General features: G+C 31.3%; 17 protein-coding genes. 3 read left to right on the forward strand and 14 right to left on the reverse strand.

Going from position 1 to position 21,555, the window contains the following annotated elements:
- Nucleotides 1-274 precede the first annotated feature (274 nt).
- On the forward strand, nucleotides 275-1,423 hold the full coding sequence (locus tag CRN98_RS15470; protein WP_097028329.1) for a Ger(x)C family spore germination protein: 1,149 nt from the start codon (nucleotides 275-277) through the stop codon (nucleotides 1,421-1,423).
- A 4-nt stretch (nucleotides 1,424-1,427) separates the two neighbouring features.
- Nucleotides 1,428-3,551: a spore germination protein gene (locus CRN98_RS15475; protein ID WP_097028330.1), complete on the forward strand. Its 2,124-nt coding sequence runs from the start codon at nucleotides 1,428-1,430 to the stop codon at nucleotides 3,549-3,551.
- Between the two features lie 120 nt (nucleotides 3,552-3,671).
- On the opposite strand, the gene CRN98_RS15480 is transcribed toward CRN98_RS15475, so the two are convergent.
- Together CRN98_RS15480 and CRN98_RS17810 are read right to left on the reverse strand one after the other, a co-directional pair.
- Complete coding sequence (locus tag CRN98_RS15480) at nucleotides 3,672-4,682, reverse strand: WG repeat-containing protein (RefSeq protein WP_423237107.1); 1,011 nt, start codon at nucleotides 4,680-4,682, stop codon at nucleotides 3,672-3,674.
- A gap of 396 nt (nucleotides 4,683-5,078) precedes the next feature.
- Complete coding sequence (locus CRN98_RS17810) at nucleotides 5,079-5,234, reverse strand: hypothetical protein (protein WP_097028332.1); 156 nt, start codon at nucleotides 5,232-5,234, stop codon at nucleotides 5,079-5,081.
- A 190-nt stretch (nucleotides 5,235-5,424) separates the two neighbouring features.
- On the opposite strand from CRN98_RS17810, the gene CRN98_RS15490 reads away from it, so the two are divergent.
- Nucleotides 5,425-7,017, forward strand: coding sequence for an ABC-F family ATP-binding cassette domain-containing protein (locus CRN98_RS15490; protein WP_097028333.1), 1,593 nt, complete (start codon nucleotides 5,425-5,427; stop codon nucleotides 7,015-7,017).
- Nucleotides 7,018-7,146: 129 nt separating this feature from the next.
- Here the strand turns inward: CRN98_RS15490 and CRN98_RS15495 are convergent, their stop codons facing one another.
- From CRN98_RS15495 to cooS, 12 genes are all read right to left on the reverse strand, one after another.
- Nucleotides 7,147-8,169: an electron transfer flavoprotein subunit alpha/FixB family protein gene (locus CRN98_RS15495; RefSeq protein ID WP_097028334.1), complete on the reverse strand. Its 1,023-nt coding sequence runs from the start codon at nucleotides 8,167-8,169 to the stop codon at nucleotides 7,147-7,149.
- Nucleotides 8,170-8,182: 13 nt separating this feature from the next.
- Entirely contained in the window at nucleotides 8,183-8,971 is a 789-nt protein-coding gene (locus CRN98_RS15500; protein WP_097028335.1) for an electron transfer flavoprotein subunit beta/FixA family protein, read from the reverse strand.
- A gap of 19 nt (nucleotides 8,972-8,990) precedes the next feature.
- Nucleotides 8,991-10,133 (reverse strand): acyl-CoA dehydrogenase, encoded by a 1,143-nt coding sequence (locus CRN98_RS15505; RefSeq protein WP_097028336.1) that lies wholly within the window; start codon nucleotides 10,131-10,133, stop codon nucleotides 8,991-8,993.
- Between the two features lie 138 nt (nucleotides 10,134-10,271).
- Complete coding sequence (locus tag CRN98_RS15510) at nucleotides 10,272-10,703, reverse strand: hotdog domain-containing protein (RefSeq protein ID WP_097028337.1); 432 nt, start codon at nucleotides 10,701-10,703, stop codon at nucleotides 10,272-10,274.
- 89 nt (nucleotides 10,704-10,792) lie between these two features.
- The gene (locus tag CRN98_RS15515) at nucleotides 10,793-11,191 is read right to left on the reverse strand and encodes a MaoC family dehydratase (RefSeq protein WP_097028338.1); all 399 of its coding nucleotides are present in this window, start codon (nucleotides 11,189-11,191) and stop codon (nucleotides 10,793-10,795) included.
- A 295-nt stretch (nucleotides 11,192-11,486) separates the two neighbouring features.
- Nucleotides 11,487-12,677 carry a CaiB/BaiF CoA transferase family protein gene (locus CRN98_RS15520; protein WP_097028339.1) on the reverse strand — a complete coding sequence of 397 codons (1,191 nt, stop codon included), beginning with the start codon at nucleotides 12,675-12,677 and terminating at the stop codon, nucleotides 11,487-11,489.
- Between the two features lie 181 nt (nucleotides 12,678-12,858).
- Nucleotides 12,859-14,211, reverse strand: a complete 1,353-nt coding sequence (gene brnQ / locus CRN98_RS15525; RefSeq protein ID WP_097028340.1) for a branched-chain amino acid transport system II carrier protein — start codon at nucleotides 14,209-14,211, stop codon at nucleotides 12,859-12,861.
- A 125-nt stretch (nucleotides 14,212-14,336) separates the two neighbouring features.
- Nucleotides 14,337-16,262 (reverse strand): ABC-F family ATP-binding cassette domain-containing protein, encoded by a 1,926-nt coding sequence (locus CRN98_RS15530; RefSeq protein ID WP_097028341.1) that lies wholly within the window; start codon nucleotides 16,260-16,262, stop codon nucleotides 14,337-14,339.
- A gap of 283 nt (nucleotides 16,263-16,545) precedes the next feature.
- The gene (locus tag CRN98_RS15535) at nucleotides 16,546-17,289 is read right to left on the reverse strand and encodes a polysaccharide deacetylase family protein (RefSeq protein ID WP_097028342.1); all 744 of its coding nucleotides are present in this window, start codon (nucleotides 17,287-17,289) and stop codon (nucleotides 16,546-16,548) included.
- A gap of 291 nt (nucleotides 17,290-17,580) precedes the next feature.
- A complete protein-coding gene (locus CRN98_RS15540; protein WP_097028353.1) occupies nucleotides 17,581-18,696 on the reverse strand; it encodes an amidase domain-containing protein in 1,116 nt (371 codons plus the stop codon).
- 269 nt (nucleotides 18,697-18,965) lie between these two features.
- Nucleotides 18,966-19,196 carry a hypothetical protein gene (locus CRN98_RS15545; protein WP_097028343.1) on the reverse strand — a complete coding sequence of 77 codons (231 nt, stop codon included), beginning with the start codon at nucleotides 19,194-19,196 and terminating at the stop codon, nucleotides 18,966-18,968.
- A gap of 346 nt (nucleotides 19,197-19,542) precedes the next feature.
- Nucleotides 19,543-21,462, reverse strand: coding sequence for an anaerobic carbon-monoxide dehydrogenase catalytic subunit (gene cooS / locus CRN98_RS15550; RefSeq protein ID WP_097028344.1), 1,920 nt, complete (start codon nucleotides 21,460-21,462; stop codon nucleotides 19,543-19,545).
- Nucleotides 21,463-21,555: the final 93 nt, after the last annotated feature.

The following is a 21,555-nucleotide window of genomic DNA, read 5'->3' on the forward strand; positions in this document are numbered from 1 at the left end:
TCAATAAAATTGAGATGTGCTGACTTATAACGAAATTAAAAATTTCTATAGGTCATGCAAGGAAACATCTCAATAAAATTGAGATGTGCTGACTTATAACGAAATTAAAAATTTCTATAAGTCATGCAAGGAAACATCTCAATAAAATTGAGATGTAAGGCAATTCATGAATATATATAAGTATTACCGGGAAGTATTTGGCATTACCCATATAGCACAATAGTTTCTTTCATAATTCTAATAATATTATTTATGATTGTTAAGGTGAAAAACTATGGAAAAAAAGCATTATAAAAAATTATCATTGTTATTGTTATTAACTTACTTCAGTTTACTTTTTACTGCTTGCTGGGACTATAAAGATATAGAAGACAGAGCCCTTATACTATCCTTTGGAGTAGATACTCCTGTTCCAGATAGAATACGGCTTGATGCTGAGATAGCTGAATTCCGCCCTATGAGTGCTCAGCAAACAACCTATAATATAACTCATTTTTTTGGGGAAGGCAGTAACTTTGATAAAGCCAGAGAAAATTTACAAGTTAAAACTAAAGGCCCACTTTCCAATGGACCTGCCACTGCTGTAATAGTTAGTGAAAGATTAGCCCAGTCAGATTTGTTTGAAGATTACTTAAATAGAGCAAATAGACAGTATGACTTAAGAAAAACTGTAAATTTACTAATAAGCAAAAGAGCTCCAAGTGACCTTATGCAATTATCCACCAAATCCAATACGTCTATAGGTTTCTTTGTAGAAAATAATATTCAAAGCTTATTTAAAGATACGCATATAGATATATCCTTAGCAAATGTAATTACAGAAAGCCGTATTAAAGATTTAGCCGTACTTATTCCTACCATTGATGTAGTAGAAGGAAAGCCCCAGTACATAGGCTTAGGTGTAATAAAAGACTTAAAACTTATAGATATAATAGATGCGGCAGATAGTAATGGAGTATTATTTTTAATGTCTCCCAAAACCCCATTGGTTTTGACTTTAGCTGATCCAAAATCTCCAGCTAACGTTTTAACTTTTTCTACACTGGTTAAAAAGCATAAGATTAAAACAAGCTGGGAAAATGAAAAGGCGGTTATAAATGTATTTTTATCTGTGGATGCCTCGTTGACATTTCAATATAAGTTACAAAGAAAATCCTCAGAGGATATAAACGAGCTTAAATATGTATTAAGTAACTATATTAAAAAAATGATTACTGAATCTATAAATAAATCTCAACAGAATTATAAAGTAGACATATTTGAATTTGTTAAGCACTTCAAAGCTCAAAATCCAATTCAATATAGACAAATAGAATGGGGTAAAGTTTACCCTGAGGCAGAAATTAATGTGGATGTTAATGTCAATATCACAGACAAAAATGCAATGGAATATGAAAATAAAGATAAATTAGATAAAAGGTGATTTTATGTATAATTTTTCCAAAGTAGATGATGTTATTTCATATATTGAAAATAAAAATACAGGTATAATTGTTAGGAAAATCAAAAATAAACAAATCTTAATATATGTAGCATATCTCCCATATATTACAAGTAAAGATAAGCTAACTGACGAAATAATAAAACCACTTATAAAATATGAAAATACTATATCAAGCTCTACACAGATTATGGAATCCATTATTTATACATCAGATCTATTTATAGATAATGACTTTTCAAAAGTACTTCAATACCTTCTTTCTGGAAAGTCTATTATAGGAATATCTCATGGTGTAAATTATATTGTTGCTGATACTACTGAAGTAGCTAAAAGAAATGTTTCAGCACCTGAAGTTCAATATGCCCTAAGAGCTCCTAGGGATTCCTTTGTAGAAAACTTAGATACTAATCTTTCTCTTATAAGCTATAGGATTAAGGATCCTCATCTATGCCTTAAGAACTTTATTGTAGGTACAAAGACCCAAACAAGAGTAGTAGTAGCTTATTTAGATAATTTAGCTGATAAGAATATAGTAAAATATGTAGAAGATACCATAAGCAATATAACTATAGATGGTATCCTTGAATCAGCCTATATTCAAAAAATTTTAAATGGTCGGAAGAGTAGAATACTTCCAACAGTATCAATTGCTGAAAGATCTGATAAAGCTTGTTCAACTATCTTAAAGGGAAAACTTTGTATTTTAGTAGACGGAAGTAATCTTGCCTTAATGCTTCCTGAAAGATTTATGGACTTTTTAGATTCAGGTGATGACCATTATGGAACTTTACTTCTTGCCCCTTTTAATACCTCTTTAAGGATATTTGGTATGATATCCACATATTCTCTACCCGCCCTTTACTTGGTAGTAACATCTTTTAATCCTGATATGTTACCTGCTAGTTATTTGTTAAGCATTGCATCTGCTCGTTCTGCCGTTCCATTAAATGCAGTACTTGAAATTTTTTTTATGACTGTAGTAATAGAAATGTTGAGAGAAGCTAGTATAAGGCTTCCTACTAAAATCGGAAGTGCTATAGGTATAGTTGGCGGTATTGTAATAGGTCAGGGTGCTATTGCAGCAGGTCTTACTAGTCCAATTTCAATAGTAATAGTAGCATTTTCAAGTATTTCATCATTTTTATTACCTGATCATACTATTGTAACTCCATTAAATGTGCTAAAATTTTTTTTAATAATGATCACTGCGATTCTAGGATTATTTGGATTTTTAATAGGTTTAAGTTTTTTAGCCATATATATAATATCGCAAAATAGCTTTGGAGTACCCTACGCTGAACCTGTTACTCCTTTTGTCCCTCACGATTTTAAAAACCAATTTTTACCTCCACTTCAATTTTACACAGAAAATGATAGTAATGCTACTAATCCTGATTCTGTGGCTAATAGTAATAATAATAATAAATCAAATAATGACAATAATACTAATAACAATAATTACGATACTTCTACTAATACTAAAAATCAAGCTAACAATAATAGCCCAAATGATACTAATAATGCTAAACCTCAGAATAAACCTAATGGTATTATTAAAAAAATCCTAAACTTTCTTAAAGATAATACTGATAATAGTAATGGTAATAATAGCAACAACGAAAATGTAAATGATAGTAATACCAATAACTCTAACTCTGATGACAAAAATAATCATAATAACGATACTAATACTAATAATAATAATAATAATAACAATAATAACAATAATTACGATACTTCTAATAATACTAAAGATCAAGCTAACAATAATAGCTCAAATACTAATAGTAATAATAATAATAATAATAATAATAATAATAAACCTCAGGATAAGACTAATGGTATTATTAAGAAAATCATAAATTTCTTTAAGGATGACACTGATAATAGTAATGATAATGATAGCAGCAACGAAAATGTAAATGGTAGCACTACTAGTAACTCTAGCTCTGATGACAAAAATAATAATAATAATAATAATAATAATAATAATAATAATAATGGTGATAATAATATGAAAAATAGCTCTAGCCAAAATAATAGTAATAATAGTAGCAATTCAGGTACTTCTAGCGGTATATCTGGCAGTAGCACTGGTGGAAAATAGTAGAAATACCCTTTTTTACAGGTATTATAAAAGCACTAAGCATATGATATTTATAACTTATGCCTAGTGCTTTACTATTGAGTTTTATTATACCTTTAGTAGATAGCAGTGTTTAAATTTCTACTCTCTACTAAAAATATTTTCTCCATTTTTGTTTATATATTTAGTTCTGTTTTCTAATATAACCTTAGAAATTCCATCCACAAATTTTGATACTTCATCATAAATTGGTTCTATAACAAAGTTGCATTCCTTATCTATGTATCCCCATTTTCCGTTTACTTCCACGGAGATTAAGCCTTCACTAATAGTATCTACGTTATCAAATTTTACCGGAATTATCTCGTTACCCTCTTTATCTATAAATCCATATTTTTCGTCAATAGCCACTGCTGCAAAGCCTTCATAAAAATTATCTGCCCAATCATATTTAAGTGGAATTATAGCTTCTCCATTTTTATTTATAAATCCATATTTATTGTTTAATTCAACACATGCGAAACCTTCATTAAAGTCATTAGCCGTATGGTATTTAGATTTAATAACTGTATTTCCTTCTTTATCAATATATCCATAATTAGATTTTAATTGTACTACCGCTAACCCTTCTGAAAATCCATAAGCATAATTAAATTTAGGTTCTATAACCATTTTACCTTCTTTATTTATATATCCTAATTTTCCTCCTAATTGAACTAAAGCTAAGTCTTCACTAAAATCAAAAGCATCTAAAAATTCAGGCTCTATTACAATTTTGCCTTCTTTATTTATATATCCCCATTTATAATTCACTTGTACCGCTGCTAACCCCTCTGAAAATCCGTTAGCTTCCTTATACTCTGGAGCTATAACTAAGCCTCCTTCAGTATTCATGAACCCTCTTTTTCCTTCTACTTCAATTGTAGCTAATCCATCAGTAAACTCATATACATCATCATATAAGTTTTCTCCAATTAAATTCCCTTCCTTATTTATAAAACCAAATTTGTCATCTATACCAACTATAGCATAATCATTGATAAATTCTTCAGCATAATGAAACTTAGGTTCTACTACAATTTCTCCTGTATTATCTATGTATCCATATTTCCCATTAATTTTTACTGAATAAAGCATTTTTCCCATATTTATCTCTCCCTTTAATTTTATTTTACCTGTTTAAAAATTTCATATATTTCTTAATATTTTCCTACTTCTTCTAAATTTCCCTTAATTGTGATTTTTATATTACATATAATATTGTTATTCACTTATTTAAACTTTATACTGGCTTTTCCATTGTTAATTATAGGTCTTTATTTATTAGCATTTGCTTCAACTTATAAACAAATTTCCAATTATTACTTAATAAAATTTGTCATAATCACCAATTTTATTCATATGTGTTTAATCAAAGCATCCTTACTATCACAAATAAAATAAATCTTGGTGCAGGTAATTCTTACTTCACATAAACACCAAGATTTAAAGTATTTCAATAATCATATGAATTTTATTCTTAAAGAAGGCTTTACATAGGTTTACTATTTATTTATCAAATAATCCACCTGTTTTCTTATTTCTTACAGCCTTTTTAGCTCCTCCCATACTTTTGCTTGGTCTTCCATTGCCTTTTTGCTCGGCGCTTTTTTTCTTTTTTTCTTCAATAAGCTTTTTCATCATTTCTATATTCTTATCTGACATAACTACTTCCCCCTATGTTTATTATCAGCTTTTAATTTTTATTTTTTATTATTATTTTTATTTATCAAATGTCAATTTTAAGTTATTAATTACTAATTGTCAATCTTATTTTAAAGTCTAGCGATTATTCCATCTTTATGTTATAATATGACGGTTAGATTAAAATTAGAAAGTTGAGGAATGATTAACGTTGATTACAGTTACGAATGTTGGTTTAAGATATGGTGATAAGAAATTATTTGAAGATGTAAATATTAAGTTTACTCCAGGAAATTGTTATGGAGTAATAGGTGCAAATGGTGCTGGAAAAAGTACCTTTTTAAAAATTTTATCTGGTGAAATTGAGCCTAATACTGGAGAAGTTTCTATTGCTCCAGGTAGTAGAATGTCAGTACTTAAGCAGGATCACTTTGAATATGATGACTGCCGCGTGCTTCAAACAGTAATTATGGGTAACACTAGATTATATGAAATCATGAATGAAAAAGAAGAATTATATGCAAAGGCTGATTTCACTGATGAAGATGGTATAAAGGCATCTGAACTTGAAGGAGAATTTGCTGAATTAAATGGTTGGGAAGCTGAATCAGAAGCTTCATCACTTTTGCAGGGGCTTGGAATTCCTACAAGCCTTCATGAAAATAAAATGTCTGAACTTTCAGGTGGAGAAAAGGTTAAAGTTCTTCTTGCACAGGCTCTTTTTGGAAATCCAGGAATACTTGTTCTCGACGAACCTACTAACCACTTAGATATACAATCAATTAACTGGCTTGAAGAGTTCTTAATTGACTTCCCAGGAACAGTTATTGTTGTATCCCATGACAGACATTTTTTAAATAAGGTTTGTACTCATATGGCAGACGTGGACTTTGGAAAAATTAAATTATTTATGGGTAACTATGACTTCTGGTACGAATCAAGTCAGCTTGCTCTACAATTAATGAAGGATCAAAACAAGAAAAAAGAAGAAAAAATCAAAGCTCTTCAAGAGTTTGTTGCAAGATTTAGTGCTAATGCTTCTAAATCCAAACAGGCTACTTCTCGTAAAAAACTTCTTGATAAAATAAGCGTAGAAGATATAGAACCTTCAAGTAGAAGATATCCTTTCGTGGGATTTAAACCTGAAAGAGAAGTTGGAAATGACATTTTAAGAGTTGATGGAATTTCAAAAACTATTGATGGTGTAAAAGTTCTTAATAATATAAGCTTCATTATAACTAAGGGAGATAAAATTGCCTTTGTTGGTGAAAATGAAATGGCAATTACTATATTATTTAAGATACTTATGGGAGAAATGGAACCAGATAGTGGAGAATTTAAATGGGGCGTTACTATTACTAAGTCCTACTTCCCTAAAGATAACTCTGAATTCTTCAATGATGTGGATTTAAATCTTGTGGATTGGCTAAGACAATTTTCAGAAGAAAAATCTGAAAGCTATCTTAGAGGCTTCCTTGGAAGAATGCTTTTCTCTGGAGAAGAAGCATTAAAAGAAGCTAAGGTTTTATCCGGTGGAGAAAAGGTTAGATGCATGCTTTCAAAGATGATGCTTAATAATGCAAATGTACTTTTATTAGATCAGCCTACAAACCACTTGGACCTTGAATCAATAACTGCAGTAAACAATGGTTTAAGAGACTTTAATAGTAACATATTATTTGCATCTCACGACCATCAGTTTATACAAACCATAGCAAACAGAATACTCGAATTAACCGAAGACGGATTAATTGATAGACAAATGAGCTATGATGAATACTTAGAAATGAAAAATAGTAAATAATAATTACAGTTACTACTAAATACTTAACAGTGAACAATTTTGGATAAAATTCAGTCAGCTGAATTTTTATAGAATAAAAATGGTGCAAAATACTTATAATTTTGCACCATTTTTTATAATTATTATTTATTACCTAAGCGCTTCCACAATATCATCTACATTATCTAAGGATTCTATAAGCGCTGGAATTATTTCATATACATCTCCTACTATTCCATAGTGTGCAACTTTAAATATAGGAGCATTTTTGTCTTTATTTATAGCAACTATACAATCTGAAGTGTTCATTCCTGCTAAATGCTGAATTGCACCAGATATTCCGCAAGCCACATATAGTTTTGGTCTTACAGTTTTACCGGTTTGTCCAACCTGGTGACTTTGTTGTATCCAATCTGCATCCACTGCACCACGGGAAGCTCCCACTTCTCCACCGAGTTTTTTAGCTAAGCTATCCAAAAGTTCAAATCCCTTTGCATCTCCAAGACCCCTTCCACCAGATACAATTATTTTTGCCTCTTCAAGTTTAACTTCATGTTTTTGAGTTTTTACAACTTCAAGCACTTCTGTATTTTTATCCGCTTCCATAAGCTCAAATGATATTTTTTTGATTGTTCCTTTTCTTGCTTCATCAAATTTTCCTCTTTCCATAACCCCAGGTCTTACTGTGGACATTTGAGGTCTATGTTTTGGACAAATTATTGTTGCCATTAAGTTTCCTCCAAAGGCTGGACGAGTTTGTAAAAGGCCTCTTGTCTCTTCATCCACATCAAGCTTAGTGCAATCTGCTGTAAGACCTGTTTTAACTCTAGCTGCAAGCCTTGGTCCTAAATCTCTACCTATAGCTGTTGCCCCTATGAGTACTATTTCAGGTTTTTTTCCTTCTATAAGTTCACTTACTACTCTAGTATAAACCTCTGTTGAATATACCTGTAAAAATTTATCATCAATACTTAATACTTCATCTGCTCCATATTTTACAAGATTTTCAGCCATATCATTAATATTATTTCCAAGAAGAACTGCTGTAAGTTTTACCCCTAATTTATCAGCTATTTTTCTTCCTTCCCCAAGTAATTCAAGTGATACATTTAAAATCTTACTCTCTCTCTGTTCTGCAAATACCCAAACGCCTTTATAATCATTTATATTCATCTCTGTCCCTCCCCTATATAACCTGTTTTTCTCTAAGTTTTACTATTAATTCATTTATAACTTCTTTGGTTGTTCCACTTAGTATTTCTCCATTAAATTTAACGGAAGGGGTAAAAGAGCTCTTAACATTTGTTGGAGAACCCTTTAATCCAATGTTTTCTCTATCAACGATTATGTCATTTATGCTCCATATCTTTATTTCTTTTTCCCTATAAGCCTGATATATTCCTTTAATTGAAGGATATCTTGGAGTATTTAAATCTTTTATAGCCGTGAGTAATACTGGCATTTGTGATTTAATCACATAATATCCATCTTCAACTGTTCTATGTGTAATAACTTCGTCTTCATGTATTTCTAGATTACTAACATAAGTTATCTGTGGCAATTTTAAATGTTCTGCTATTTCTGGGCCAACCTGTGCAGTATCTCCATCTATAGCTTGTCTTCCACAGAATATTATGTCATAGTCCCCAATTCTATTTATAGCGGAAGCCAATATTGCTGAGGTTGCCCAGGTATCGGAACCTGCAAATTCTCTATCGCTTAAAAGTATAGCCTCATCAGCTCCCATAGCTAGTGCCTCTCTTAAAGCAGTTCCTGCCTGTGGAGGTCCCATGGATATTACTGTTACATGAGCATCTTCTCTACTTTCTTTTATTCTTACAGCTTCTTCTATGGCATTTTTATCATCAGGATTTATAATGCTAGGAACACCATCTCTAATCAATGTTCCCTTTACTGGATCTATTTTAACTTCATTTGTATCTGGGACTTGTTTCATACAAACTATAATTTTCATTTACTTTTGCCTCCTTAAACTATTTATTATCCAACACGTATCTAGAAATTACCATCTTTTGAACTTCTGAAGTTCCTTCATAAATTTCTGTAATCTTTGCATCTCTCATCATTCTTTCTAAAGGATAATCCTTCATGTATCCATATCCACCATGCAATTGTACTGCTTCAGTTGTTACATACATAGCAGTTTGTGATGCAAATAATTTAGCCATAGAGGCATCTTTACCAAAAGCCTCCTTATTATCCATTTTTGATGCTGCTTTATGAACTAAAAGTCTTGCAGCGTTAACTCTAGTTTCCATTTCAGCAAGCATCCATTGAAGTCCTTGGAAAGTTCCTATTGGTTTTCCAAATTGTTGTCTTTGATTTAAGTATTTAACAGTTTCATCTATTGCTCCCTGTGCTATTCCTACAGCTTGAGCTGCCATTCCAATTCTGCCGCCATCTAATGCTTTCATTGCATATTTAAATCCTTGTCCCTCTTTTCCAAACAAGTTTTCCTTAGGAATTATGCAATCTTTAAAAATAAGTTCAGTGGTAGCTGAAGCCCTTATTCCCATCTTATTCTCTTTTTTTCCTATATAAAAACCTGGAAAATCCTTTTCTATTATAAATCCCGTAATTCCCTTATTTCCTTTGCTCTTATCTGTCATAGCAAAGACTAAATAAGTATCTGCTTCTCCGCCATTTGTTATGAAACATTTTTGTCCATTTAAAACGTAATGATCGCCATCTAGATAAGCAACGCTTGTTTGGCTTGCAGAGTCAGTTCCCGCATTTGGTTCTGTAAGTGCAAAAGCTCCTAAATGCTCGCCTTTTAAAAGTGGTGTTAAATACTTTCTCTTTTGAGCTTCTGTTCCAAAGTTTGTTAAGAGCCAGCATGGAATGGTATGAACTGCAAGCATCGCTGTAGTTGCAGCGCATTTTTTAGCTATTTCCTCAAGGCACATCATGAAAGTTAAAAAATCTCCCCCTGCTCCACCATATTCCTTTGAAAAAGGTATTCCCATCATATTAAGTTCTGCCATTTTCTTTACATTTTCCCTTGGAAACTCCTGAGTTTCATCTATTTCAGCTGCAATTGGTCCTACTTCATTTTCAGCAAATTCTCTAACTACCTTAACAATCATTTCCTGTTCGCGAGTCAAGTTAAAATTCATAGTTTTCCCTCCATTATCACATGCTTATTTTCTGAGTTATGTTCATTAAATGAGACTTACTTATTTATTTACTTATAAATAATAGGCTGTTAAATACAAGATTTAGCAACCTATTACTTTAATTAAATATTTATTATTTTATTCCCATCTATTTTCTACAACGCCTTCTGGCTGAACTCCACGCTGACAAGCTTTCTTAACGATTAAAGTTCCAATAGCTTTAGCTACAAGTACTGGAGGATCTAAAACGTCCATATCTGTTTCAGCTGCATCTGGTTTGCCATTTCTTCTTGATGGTGTTGCAACTTTATAAGTTTCAAATTCACATCTACGTGAGCTGTTACCTAATTTTACGATTCTACCTCTAGCTTCAACAAAGTCTCCTTCATATACAGGAGCTAAGTACTCTACATCTTCATAACCTGCAAATAATGATTCGTCTCCATCCTGTAAAACACAAAGTTCTGTTCCAACGTCACCATATATATCTAAATGTATATTAGGTTTAACAACTCCGCCTGCATACTTTCCTTCGTCCATTCTATATCTTAATACTGACTCTCTTACCATAAGAGGCACCTCCCAAATTTATATAAATTTTCTTTTATTTAAAATAATTTATTATAAAATCTTTTCAGTTTGCTCTTTATTTTCTTTAATTATTTCTCTGGTACTACATAAGTTGAAACTGTTTCAAGTGTCATAACTGGTTTTTCAAAAACGTTCACTGCTGAATTTTGAGCTTCAATTCTAGCATTTTCAGCTATTTTAAAGGATCTACATTGAACCTTTACTTTGTTTCCTTCTACTCCGACGATTCTTCCACATACTTCAATAAAGTCTCCTGCAAAAGTTGGAGCTGTAAAGCTTATTTTATCATAGCCTATGCATTCTCCTACATTTCCAGCATACATAGCCATTAATTCTGTAGCAACATCACCCATAAGTTCTATTGTATGTGAACCATTTACTAATTCTCCTGCATAATGAGCATCTCCTGAAGACATACGTAGACGAATCATAGTTTCATAATTTTTTTCTGGTTTAACAAATGCCATTTTTCATACCCCCTAATTTTTAAATATATTTATTTAACATAAAAATTTAAAATTAAATTATTAGTAATTTAATTTATTAGCATTGTTTGTAATTTTTTTACATTTAATATATATTACACAAAACTCTGTAGGTTTATTCCATGTTTTTGTAAATATTTCATTGAATTATTTCTTATACTTCGTAAGTTCCTATAAACTCAGTACATAAAACTGGTTTTTCAAAAATGTTTATTGCACTTGGCTGATTTTCCATATGAGGATCTTCAGTTACTTTAAATGTTCTGCGTATGATAAATTAAATTACTCCTTCTTCTTTAAGGTGTGCTACTTCTTCTTTGCTAAGTCCAAACATACCATATATTTCTTCATTATGCTGTCCAAGTAATGGTGCAGCAGTGTCTACACTTCCAGGAGTTCTTGATAATTTAATTGGTACTCCTTGAATGTACATATCTCCAATAGTTGGATGATCTACATGAACCATCATCTCTCTTGCCTGAATATGAGGATGTTCTATTGCCTCCTTCATATCAAGTACTGGTCCACAAGGTATTCCTTCTTTATCAAACATTTCTTCAAGTTCTTTCTTATTTTTATCTTTAATCCATTCTGCAATGGTACTTTGAAGGCCTGGAACATAATTTTGACATCTTAAATCATTAGTCAAATATCTTGGATCTTCGATGAGTTCTGGTCTTCCAATCATATTACAGAATTTAGCCCACAATTTATCCGTTCCAACACCAATGGCTACATATCCATCTTTTGCTTTATATATATCAAAAGGTGCTATAGATGGATCTATATTTCCCTGTCTCTGAGGTATTGCTCCTGTAAGAGTTGTAGTAATGATTGAATTTTCAAGAAGAGTAAATATCGTATCCACCATGGCAACGTCTACAGTTTGTCCTTGTCCTGTCTTTTCACGATTGTAAAGTGCCATTAAAACTCCTACGCACAGATAAATTCCAGTAACATTATCTGCAACAGATGGTCCTACCTTAGTTGGTGGAGTTTCTGGGAAGCCTGTTAAATTAACCATTCCCCCCATAGACTGAGCTACTATATCATAACAAGGTCTATTACTTATTGGACCATACTGACCAAAGCCTGATCCTGATGCTAGTATTATCCTAGGATTAATTTCTTTTAAAGTTTCATAATCAATACCAAGCTTTTTAATAACTCCAACTCTGAAATTTTCCACAACTACATCAGCAGTTTTAACCATTTCATAAAATATATTTTTGCCTTTTTCTGATTTAAGATTTAATGTTACACCTTTTTTATTTCTATTTAAGAAAGTGAAAAATCCACTTTCTCCACTTTTAGTATCCATCGGTCCCCAGCATCTACACTGGTCTCCATCAAGACTTTCAATTTTAATGACTTCTGCTCCATTATCAGCCAAAAGAGTCGTACAAAATGGACCGTTATATGCGTGAGTTAAATCTAATACTCTTATGCCTTCCAATGCTTTTGCCATACAGTATCTCCCCCTACCATATTAAATTTTTGTTTTTTAATTTCATTTTTTCTCTTTGAACTTGTCTACAATTTATAATATGTTTTCAAATGTAAAAAAATTCCTATAATAAATATGTTAAGAACTTAATAAAATATGCCGCAGGTTAAGTATTAACTTGCGGCATATACAATCTAGTTATTTATGAATTTTTTACTATAGTTTGTGTACCTGATCCTTTGTAAAGCAAAGCTCCAATTATAATGGCAAGGGCTGTAACTGGCATCCATCCAAGACCTGAAGATGTGAGAGGGAATGCATCATGTATTGTTTTAAGCACTCCTGCATCCATTTTAAACATATTCATATAAGCAAGTATGCCTTCAAAAATTCCCCATACAAATGCCACAATCATTCCAACCTTGTATCCTGCAAATAATTTTTTCTTAGATTCAAAATCTTTAACAAATGTATAAAATAAAGTTAAAGTAATTGCTGCAGGATATACTATATCTAAAAGAGGTGCTACAAATGTAACTATAGTATTTAATCCTACTACGCTTATTACTGCACTTACTACTAAAGTAATTATCGCAGCTTTATTGTAAGAAATAGTGTCATGACTTACTTCTTTAAAATAGTTTGCTGTAGCAACTACAAAGCCTATAGCTGTGGTTAATGCTGCAAATAACAATGCTATATTAAATATAACTCCACCAACAGTTCCCCAAAGTTTTAAAACTACTGCAGAATAAAGAGCTGAATATTGTAAATCTGGGAATAATGATGCTGCTGTGGAACCTACAAATGCGTGTCCAGCATGTGTAAAGGTCAACATACCTATCCCAATTATTCCAATTTTTATTAAGCTTATATCTATTTTATCTTCTCTAATACCTTTAAACTTTAAATCATCGATTATTATTTGTCCAAATACCAATGCACATAATACTTCTGCTGTGGCATATCCATTTTTAAATCCATAGGCAAAAGAATTTACTGTATAAGTTTTTGGCTGCTGCACACCTATTGGCATCAATACTCCCTTTACTATAATTGCAACTACTGCTACAACAAGTACAGGAAATAATATTTTACTAAGCTTATCTACTACACCAGATTTTTGAGCTATAAACCAATAAGTTAAAAGATAATATATTATTGAAAATACTAGCGGTGCTATAAAAGACTCAGGTCTAAATCCACTAACCTGTAAGAATGCATCCCAAGCTGCGGCACTCATTCTTGGTATACAAAATAATGGTCCTAAAACAAGAATTGTAATAGTACAAAATATTAATCCAAATCTTTTTGATACTCTTCCTGAAATTGATAAGAAAGTTCCTTTTCCTCTTGATAATGCCACATAGCCTAGTAACGGAATCAAAAGGGCGGTCATGAATATACCTATAAATGCCAAAGGTAAACTTGTCCCACTTTCTTTACCCCAAGTCATTGGCCAAATCATACTAGATCCTCCAAAATGCATTGCAAATAGCGATCCACCCATTAGAAATAGGACCTTTGGTGCAAGTTTAGTTTTTTGATTTTCCACAATTTATACCTCCTTTTTAAATTGTAATTTTTTTGTTATATAATATTATATTTGGTAATATTTTACTTGATGCTCTAAATAAAAAAATCCTTTCTCCAAAAAACGACTAAAAAAATCCCTACTGTTTAAAGTAGGGATTTTTTGCTTTCTTCAATTTTTTCTGCTAATTCATTTAAATACATCCATCTATTCATTTTTTCTTCTAAAAGCTGTTCTGTTTCTTCTTTTTCCTTAATAAGGTCATTAAGTTTTCCATAATCCGTTGAATAATAGTGCATATCTTTTTCAATTTGCTCTAACTTTTGCTCTAAATTCGCAATAATACCATCTATTTCATCATATTCCCTTTGTTCCTTATAGGAAAACTTTAAGGTATTAGGCCTTTTTCTTTGTAAACTTTCTGCTTCCTTATGCTTTTCATCAGTTTCTTTATTCCTTGAAGCTTTCTTTCCTTGTTCTAATAATTTTTCATTTTCATCTCTTAGTTCCTTCACTTCGCTATAGTTTCCTGTATATTGAATTATTTTCCCTTCTCCTTCAAATGAAAAAATTCTTTCTGCCATTCTATCTAAAAAATACCTGTCATGAGATACTGACATTACCGCTCCAGGAAACTCTTCAATATAATCTTCTAATACCTTTAAGGTTTCTATATCTAAGTCATTTGTAGGCTCATCTAATAAAAGAACATTTGGAGATTCCATTAAAACTCTTAAAAGATAAAGTCTTCTTTTTTCTCCACCTGAAAGCTTAGAAATAGGAGTCCACTGGTCTGATCCATTAAATAAAAATCTTTCAAGCATTTGAGAAGCGCTTAGTTTATATCCTTCGCTATTTTCTATAAATTCCGCTCCCTCTCTTATGTATTCTATAACTCTCATATCCTCATTCATATGATAACTTTCCTGTGAAAACATACCTATTTTTACTGTTTCCCCAACTTCTACAGTTCCACTATCAGGTTTTAGCTCTTCACTTATAATATTCATAAGTGTAGATTTCCCTTCTCCATTAGGACCTATTATTCCTACTCTATCACGTCTAAGCACTATATAACTAAAATCATCGATAACTTTTTTATCTCCAAAAGCCTTTGTAATATTATTAAGCTCTATAACCTTTTTACCAAGTCTTGTTCCTGCTACAGATATCTCAAGCTTATCTTCATTTAAATCTATTGCTTCATCCTTTAAATTTTCAAAACGGTCAATTCTTGCCTTTTGTTTAGTACTTCTTGCTTTAGCACCTCTTCTTATCCAAGCAAGTTCCTTTTTGAGTAAGCTTTGCCTTTTCTTTTCACTAGAAGCCTCTATCTCCTCTCTTTCAATTTTCTTTTCAAGAAAGATACTATAATTTCCTTCATAAGTATAAAGATTCCCTCCATCTAATTCTATTATTTCATTTGCAACTCTATCTAAAAAATATCTATCGTGAGTTATCATTAAGAGAGCACCTTTTCTCTTATTTAAATATTGCTCCAGCCAATCTATGGTCTCATTATCTAAATGGTTAGTTGGCTCGTCTAATATAAGTAAATCAGATGGATTGACTAAGGCTCCTGCTAATGCTATTCTTTTTCTTTGTCCTCCTGAAAGTGCCCCTACCTTTGCATTAAAATCTATAATTCCTAGCTTCGTAAGTACCGCCTTAGCTTCACTTTCAACAGTCCATGCATTTAAATTATCCATATTGTGAGTAAGTTTCATTATCTTCTCTGGATTACTGCTTTTATCTTGAAGCGCTTCTTCGTATTCTCTTATAGTTTTCATTACAGGAGAGTTCCCTCTAAAAACCTCTTGAATTACTGTCTTTTCAGCATCAAATTCAGGTAATTGGGGCAAGTATTCTATATTAATTGAACTATTTTTTATAATTCTTCCCCTATCTTCTACTTCAACTCCTGCAATTATTTTAAGAAGTGTACTTTTTCCCGTGCCATTAATGCCTATAACCCCTATTTTATCTCCTTCATTAATTCCTAAATTTATATTGTTAAAAAGCTCTTTTTCACTATAGCTTTTTGATATATTTTCAAGTGTTAATAAATTCATAATTACTTCCTTTCTCAAATCCATTTAATCTTGGATAAAAATTCAGATACAAAAGTTTTCTACTTATACTATTTAATATCAAATATTAACTATATATTTCTCTAGCATTTACAATTATATGATATATAAGCACTTCATGCAAAGATTTAAAATAAAAATTTGGTGTTATTTTAAACTATGAGATAAATAACTTGATGGTAACGCAAAAAAATTACTAATTGCTAATCTCTAGTTGATTTATATCCTTAGATTTTAGCAATTAGTAATTGGTAAGTAAAAATCATTATTTTACTTTAATCGGGTAAAAGTGTTCTGGTGTACCTTCTGTAATAACTTTAAATTCATAACCTTTTTTCTTATAATATTCTATTACCCTAGGAAGCGCCTTACATGTGTTTTTGTGCATGTAATCACAATGCATTAACAATATAATTGGCTGTTCTGTGATAGTTGTTTTTGTTGCTTCCATGTACAATTTGTTAGCCGAAGTTTTACAATTAATGCCGTCAGACATAGATGCATTCCAATCATATACTCTAAAATTATTTTCATGAAGCAGGTTTAAAAAGTTTTGATTTAATTTTTTATGACTTCCCCAGGGAAATCTTATAATATTGGGTTTAATACCTGTAATATTATAAATTTCACTTTGGCATTTAAGCATTTCACTAATAAAGTTTTCCTTGCTTGAATATATACGTTTATAATTATGAGTAAATGTATGCAGCCCTATAGCATGACCTTCATCATATATTCTTTTAACTACATCCTTTTGATCTGCTATTTGGTTACCAATTAGAAAAAAAGTAGCTTTTACATTTTGTTCTTTTAATATATCTAAAGTTTTGTTTGTTAATACACTTGGTCCATCATCAAAAGTTAGATATATTATTTTTTCATTTTCCTCTATTGTTATATCAATAGGATCAGCCTTTACTTTATTACTACATGTAAAAATTAGGCAAGTTATTAGTAAAAACCCTACCCATGCTCTATGCGTAAAAATATATCTTTTTTTTATTTTCATTTTACTCCCTTCTTTCTATATTGAAAATAAATAAAAAAAATATTATTAAAAATACTATCTATTAAATATGGTTGCCTTAATACTAAGTAAAATAAGTGGAAATATATTGTGAAAGCAATAATAATTGTAAACCTTAATCCTACAAGTTTAACTCTTGCTCTTTAAATTCTAATTTTCCAACGTCTAATGCTATACTGTTGATGCTGAATTAATGCAAAGGACCGTCAATAAAGTATATTTATCAACAGCCCGAACAGTGTATCATTTTAATAAAACACTATAAATTTATTCTTATCCATTTATACGAATAAGAAAAAATCTTATTTTCTTATCTCCCCAACCTAAGTCCCAAGGTACATGATACCTATCTGTTGTATGCGAATTTATTAATGGATAGCCATGTGAATCAAAACCAGTAACTACAGCAAAATGATCTATATTTCCTATACCCTTTTCATAACAAATTAGGTCACCAAGATTTAGCTTTGAAATAGGGGCTTCAGAACTATCTGATGAAGGTGTTGTTAATTCTTTAAAAGTACCTGCTTTAATAACTTTACCTTTTCCGCTGTATACTAAATAATTTTTTAAGCCATCTGCATTTGTCCAAGCTCTGCTTCCAGAACCTCTTTGATACTTATGCATATGACAATACCAAGATCCATCTTGACGAAGCCCTCCAGCCTCCTTGTCTCCTAAAACCTGAGAAATATAGTTGGTGCAATCTCCTCCAGATCCATTGAAATCCATATACTTAGGATTATATTTAAAATTATTTGTGCTTCCCCAAGCTGCACCACAATATTTATCTGCATAAGCTACAGCCTTTTCTCTATCATAATTTTTTTTATGGCTGGTTGAAGTACTTAAAATTCTTTCTCTAGGCAAAGTAACTTTAGGCAAATCTGAGATTTCTTTCATATCTACAGTATAAGCTTGTAGAGCATCTTCAAAACAATCTGTGTACCAATCATTGTATATTACCCATTTATCATTTTTTTTAGTTAAGCTTGCTGAATGTCTTATTCCTACGCCAAAAGAATTTAAAACATCATCTTTATCATCTTCATATGCATAATCAAATTTATATGATTCTTCTAAAGAAATCTTTACAACATTTCCTGATGTCTTAATGTTTTTTATTCTTACAGTTGATTCTATATTCTTTAGCTGAATTCCTCTTTGTTTGGTCCAATCCCTTAAATACTTTACACGTTTGATTTCATGTTCTAATGTATATCTTCCATATTTCTGAGAAGTATCAAATTCATCTTTTAATGCAGAAAAGTCTCCTGAAACAAGACAAGCAGAACGTATATTATAAATTCTCTCGACTTCCGCTTTCATTGTATCTTTATCTATATTAATAGGATCATTTGAAGCTGACACTTTTGTTATATAAGACATATTAAATATAAGAACTATTAAAATAATAAATTTATAACCATTTTTTCTACGAAATATCCACAAAATTAATCCCTCCTTTAGCACATAAAACTTTCTAAATTATTTTGCCCTAAAAAACACTTCTCATAAGTAATTTATTTATATAATGAACAGAATATATTTCCACGTATTATACTGAATATTACGATAAGAATATCACCGATACTACTCCTGAGTTTTATTTTAGATTTAAATAAAAAAATCAAAAGCTTTTTAATCGCTTTTGATTTTTACATGTTTTTTTTATTTTTTCTAAGGTCTTGCATTTCCTTTTGTTTATCTTTAATGGATTGTAAATTCTGCTCTTGTGCTGCTATAGTTAATAGCAAGCTTCCTACAGCTACAATAAAATTTCCAAGTACATTAATTTCATCTGCACTTTCGCCTTCAGCTAATTCTATTGCTATAGCACTAGCTAGTACAGAAAGTTCATTAGGCGTAAAACAATTTATAAAATCCATATTTATTCCCCTCAATTTAATATAATAGCTGCTAGAAAAGATACTTTATTAACTAATATTTTAAAGATGCTACTTAATATATAATAATTATTATATGATTAATATAACAATAATATTTTCATTATTATAATTTATTTAAAACAAATTATAATAATGAAATTTTTCCAAAAACTAATCATAGAAAAGAGAACCTCAGATTTCTCTGAAGTCCCTTTTTAATCATTAATGTATTTATTATTAACTTTTACTTTTCATTCAACACTACTACGTGAAAAATTATAATGTTTATGGAGATAAACTTTTTATTTATCACATTGATAGTATCTACTTATTACTCATTTTTTCTTTACTGATCTAATCCAAGTCCTTTTCTCTTAGAGATAATGTGTGCTTCTATATTATTTGCAACTTCTACAGGATCATCTCCAAGAGCAACTTTACCACCAGTTATTCCTTCAACTTCTTCTGTAAGCAATTTTACAAGTTTAGGAGCACCAGTCATAAATGGTACAGGAGATAAGTGAGTATATGCACCATATGCTACTGCAAATATACCATCTATTGTAGCCTTTTGTTCCATCCATTCTGGAGCAGTAACAGCTATAGGAAGCTGTGGTACATCCACATCTAAATGATCCGCAAGAGCTGTAACAAGCATTGATATTCTTCCTGTATCTGTACATGTTCCAAAACTTAATACTGGAGGAATCTTAAGTAAGTTACAAACTTCTTTTAATCCTTCTCCTGCTATGGTACTCGCTGCATCTAAAGTACAAAGCCCTGCTACTTCAAGTGCATGGTTTCCGCAGCCTCCAGCAACAACTAATATATCTTTCTTTATTAATTCTTTTGTTAAGTTTACTGTATTCCAGTCCTGTGGACCATTTCTAAGGGTTGAGCAGTTTGCAAGAGCTACAACTCCTTTAATTTTTCCTGCTACAATCACATCTACTAATGGATCAAGTTTATTTCCAAGAGCGCTAAGTACCGCTTCTGTGGAGAAACCTGCAATTGCCTTTTGAATTTTTTTAGGAACCATAGGCACTACTTTACCATGACGTTTGTTAAAGTTTTCTATTGCCAGATTGATTAGTGTATCTACTGTTTCATTTATCTTTGCAGGGTAATATGGAAGTTTATGTTCTATTCCCGGCAAATCAATGATAGTACTTACTGATACCAAGGTTACTTGATATTTTTCAGCATACATATCGATAGCAGGTGGAGAGCAGTTTTCTTCCATTGCTATAACGTCTACTGTACCTGTTGCAAGTAGTGGTTCTATTGTAAGCCAGTTACCCATAAGTCCTACAAAAACATCATCTACATCAAATCTTTGTAATAATTCCTGACCAGTTTCTATAGATCCTACTACGTGTAGTCCCTTTGCTCCAGCTTTTCTTGCTCTTTCTTGAACTTCAGGTGTTCTAGCCTTCTCAATCATTGCAGCACCTATCCAAGGCTGGTGACCATTAAATACTATATTTATGTAATCTGGATCCATGATACCTAGGTCTGTATCTACTTCGTGAGGAGTTGGAGTTCCAAATAATATATCTTGAACCATTTCAAGTCCAATTTGAGAATTATATATTGTTGCTATTCCTAAGCGAAGTGCTTTTGCTGCTAAGGATACATAGCTTCCATCTACATTTGTTAAACAGCTTGCTACACAATTCTGCTCTTCATGAATTGTTCCTTTAGGGTAAACATTTATCTTTCTCCAAACTTCCTTTCTCTTTCTTGGTGCAAAAGCCTCTACCATAAGGTTCTCGTCATCTTCACCAATCTCTTGTTGTCTTTGTAACAATTCTGCTAATTGAATAGCCATTTGGTTTGTATCTTGATTTGTATCAATTCCTAACTTTTCACACATCCATTTTAGCTTTTCAACATCCTTAATCTTAAATGGAGTTTTTCCTTCTCCTGTAGCTTTCAATGTACGAAATGCTTCATAGGCATGATGACTATATGTACCAGCTCCCATTATATTTTTAAGAAGAAAATTTCTCATTGCCATTGCATCTGGCCCAATTCCACATACTCCCTTTTCAGGTTCACCTTTATCATTTAACCTACAAGGGCCTTGGGAACATAATTGACAGCTTAATCCTTGAAGGCAAAATTTACATCGTATTTTTTCTTGTTGTACCCATCTGTCAAAAACATTAGACATTCCATCTTCTCTAATACGTTTAAGCATTTCTTCAACTGAATCATGATAGCTTACACGTCCTTCAGCTTTTTCTAAAATTGTTTCACTCACTTAAATCACCCTTTCAATTGTAATAGTTATCTTTAATATTGCTAATTTCTTAAAACTCTATAATATTTTTACCTGCTTTTAAATAATTATTAC

The sequence above is a fragment of the Clostridium peptidivorans genome (assembly GCF_900205925.1).
In the GTDB taxonomy this organism is placed as follows: Bacteria; Bacillota; Clostridia; order Clostridiales; family Clostridiaceae; genus Clostridium_AK; species Clostridium_AK peptidivorans.

Coding starts and splice junctions, on each gene's coding strand:
- CRN98_RS15505 (WP_097028336.1), bottom strand. CDS start 10,133: ATGAATTTTAACTTGACTCGCGAACAGGAAATGATTGTTAAGGTAGTT.
- CRN98_RS15520 (WP_097028339.1), bottom strand. CDS start 12,677: ATGGCAAAAGCATTGGAAGGCATAAGAGTATTAGATTTAACTCACGCA.
- CRN98_RS15500 (WP_097028335.1), bottom strand. CDS start 8,971: ATGAAAATTATAGTTTGTATGAAACAAGTCCCAGATACAAATGAAGTT.
- CRN98_RS15510 (WP_097028337.1), bottom strand. CDS start 10,703: ATGGTAAGAGAGTCAGTATTAAGATATAGAATGGACGAAGGAAAGTAT.
- CRN98_RS15470 (WP_097028329.1), top strand. CDS start 275: ATGGAAAAAAAGCATTATAAAAAATTATCATTGTTATTGTTATTAACT.
- CRN98_RS17810 (WP_097028332.1), bottom strand. CDS start 5,234: ATGTCAGATAAGAATATAGAAATGATGAAAAAGCTTATTGAAGAAAAA.
- CRN98_RS15515 (WP_097028338.1), bottom strand. CDS start 11,191: ATGGCATTTGTTAAACCAGAAAAAAATTATGAAACTATGATTCGTCTA.
- CRN98_RS15530 (WP_097028341.1), bottom strand. CDS start 16,262: ATGAATTTATTAACACTTGAAAATATATCAAAAAGCTATAGTGAAAAA.
- CRN98_RS15495 (WP_097028334.1), bottom strand. CDS start 8,169: ATGAATATAAATGATTATAAAGGCGTTTGGGTATTTGCAGAACAGAGA.
- CRN98_RS15475 (WP_097028330.1), top strand. CDS start 1,428: ATGTATAATTTTTCCAAAGTAGATGATGTTATTTCATATATTGAAAAT.
- CRN98_RS15540 (WP_097028353.1), bottom strand. CDS start 18,696: ATGTCTTATATAACAAAAGTGTCAGCTTCAAATGATCCTATTAATATA.
- CRN98_RS15535 (WP_097028342.1), bottom strand. CDS start 17,289: ATGAAAATAAAAAAAAGATATATTTTTACGCATAGAGCATGGGTAGGG.
- CRN98_RS15545 (WP_097028343.1), bottom strand. CDS start 19,196: ATGGATTTTATAAATTGTTTTACGCCTAATGAACTTTCTGTACTAGCT.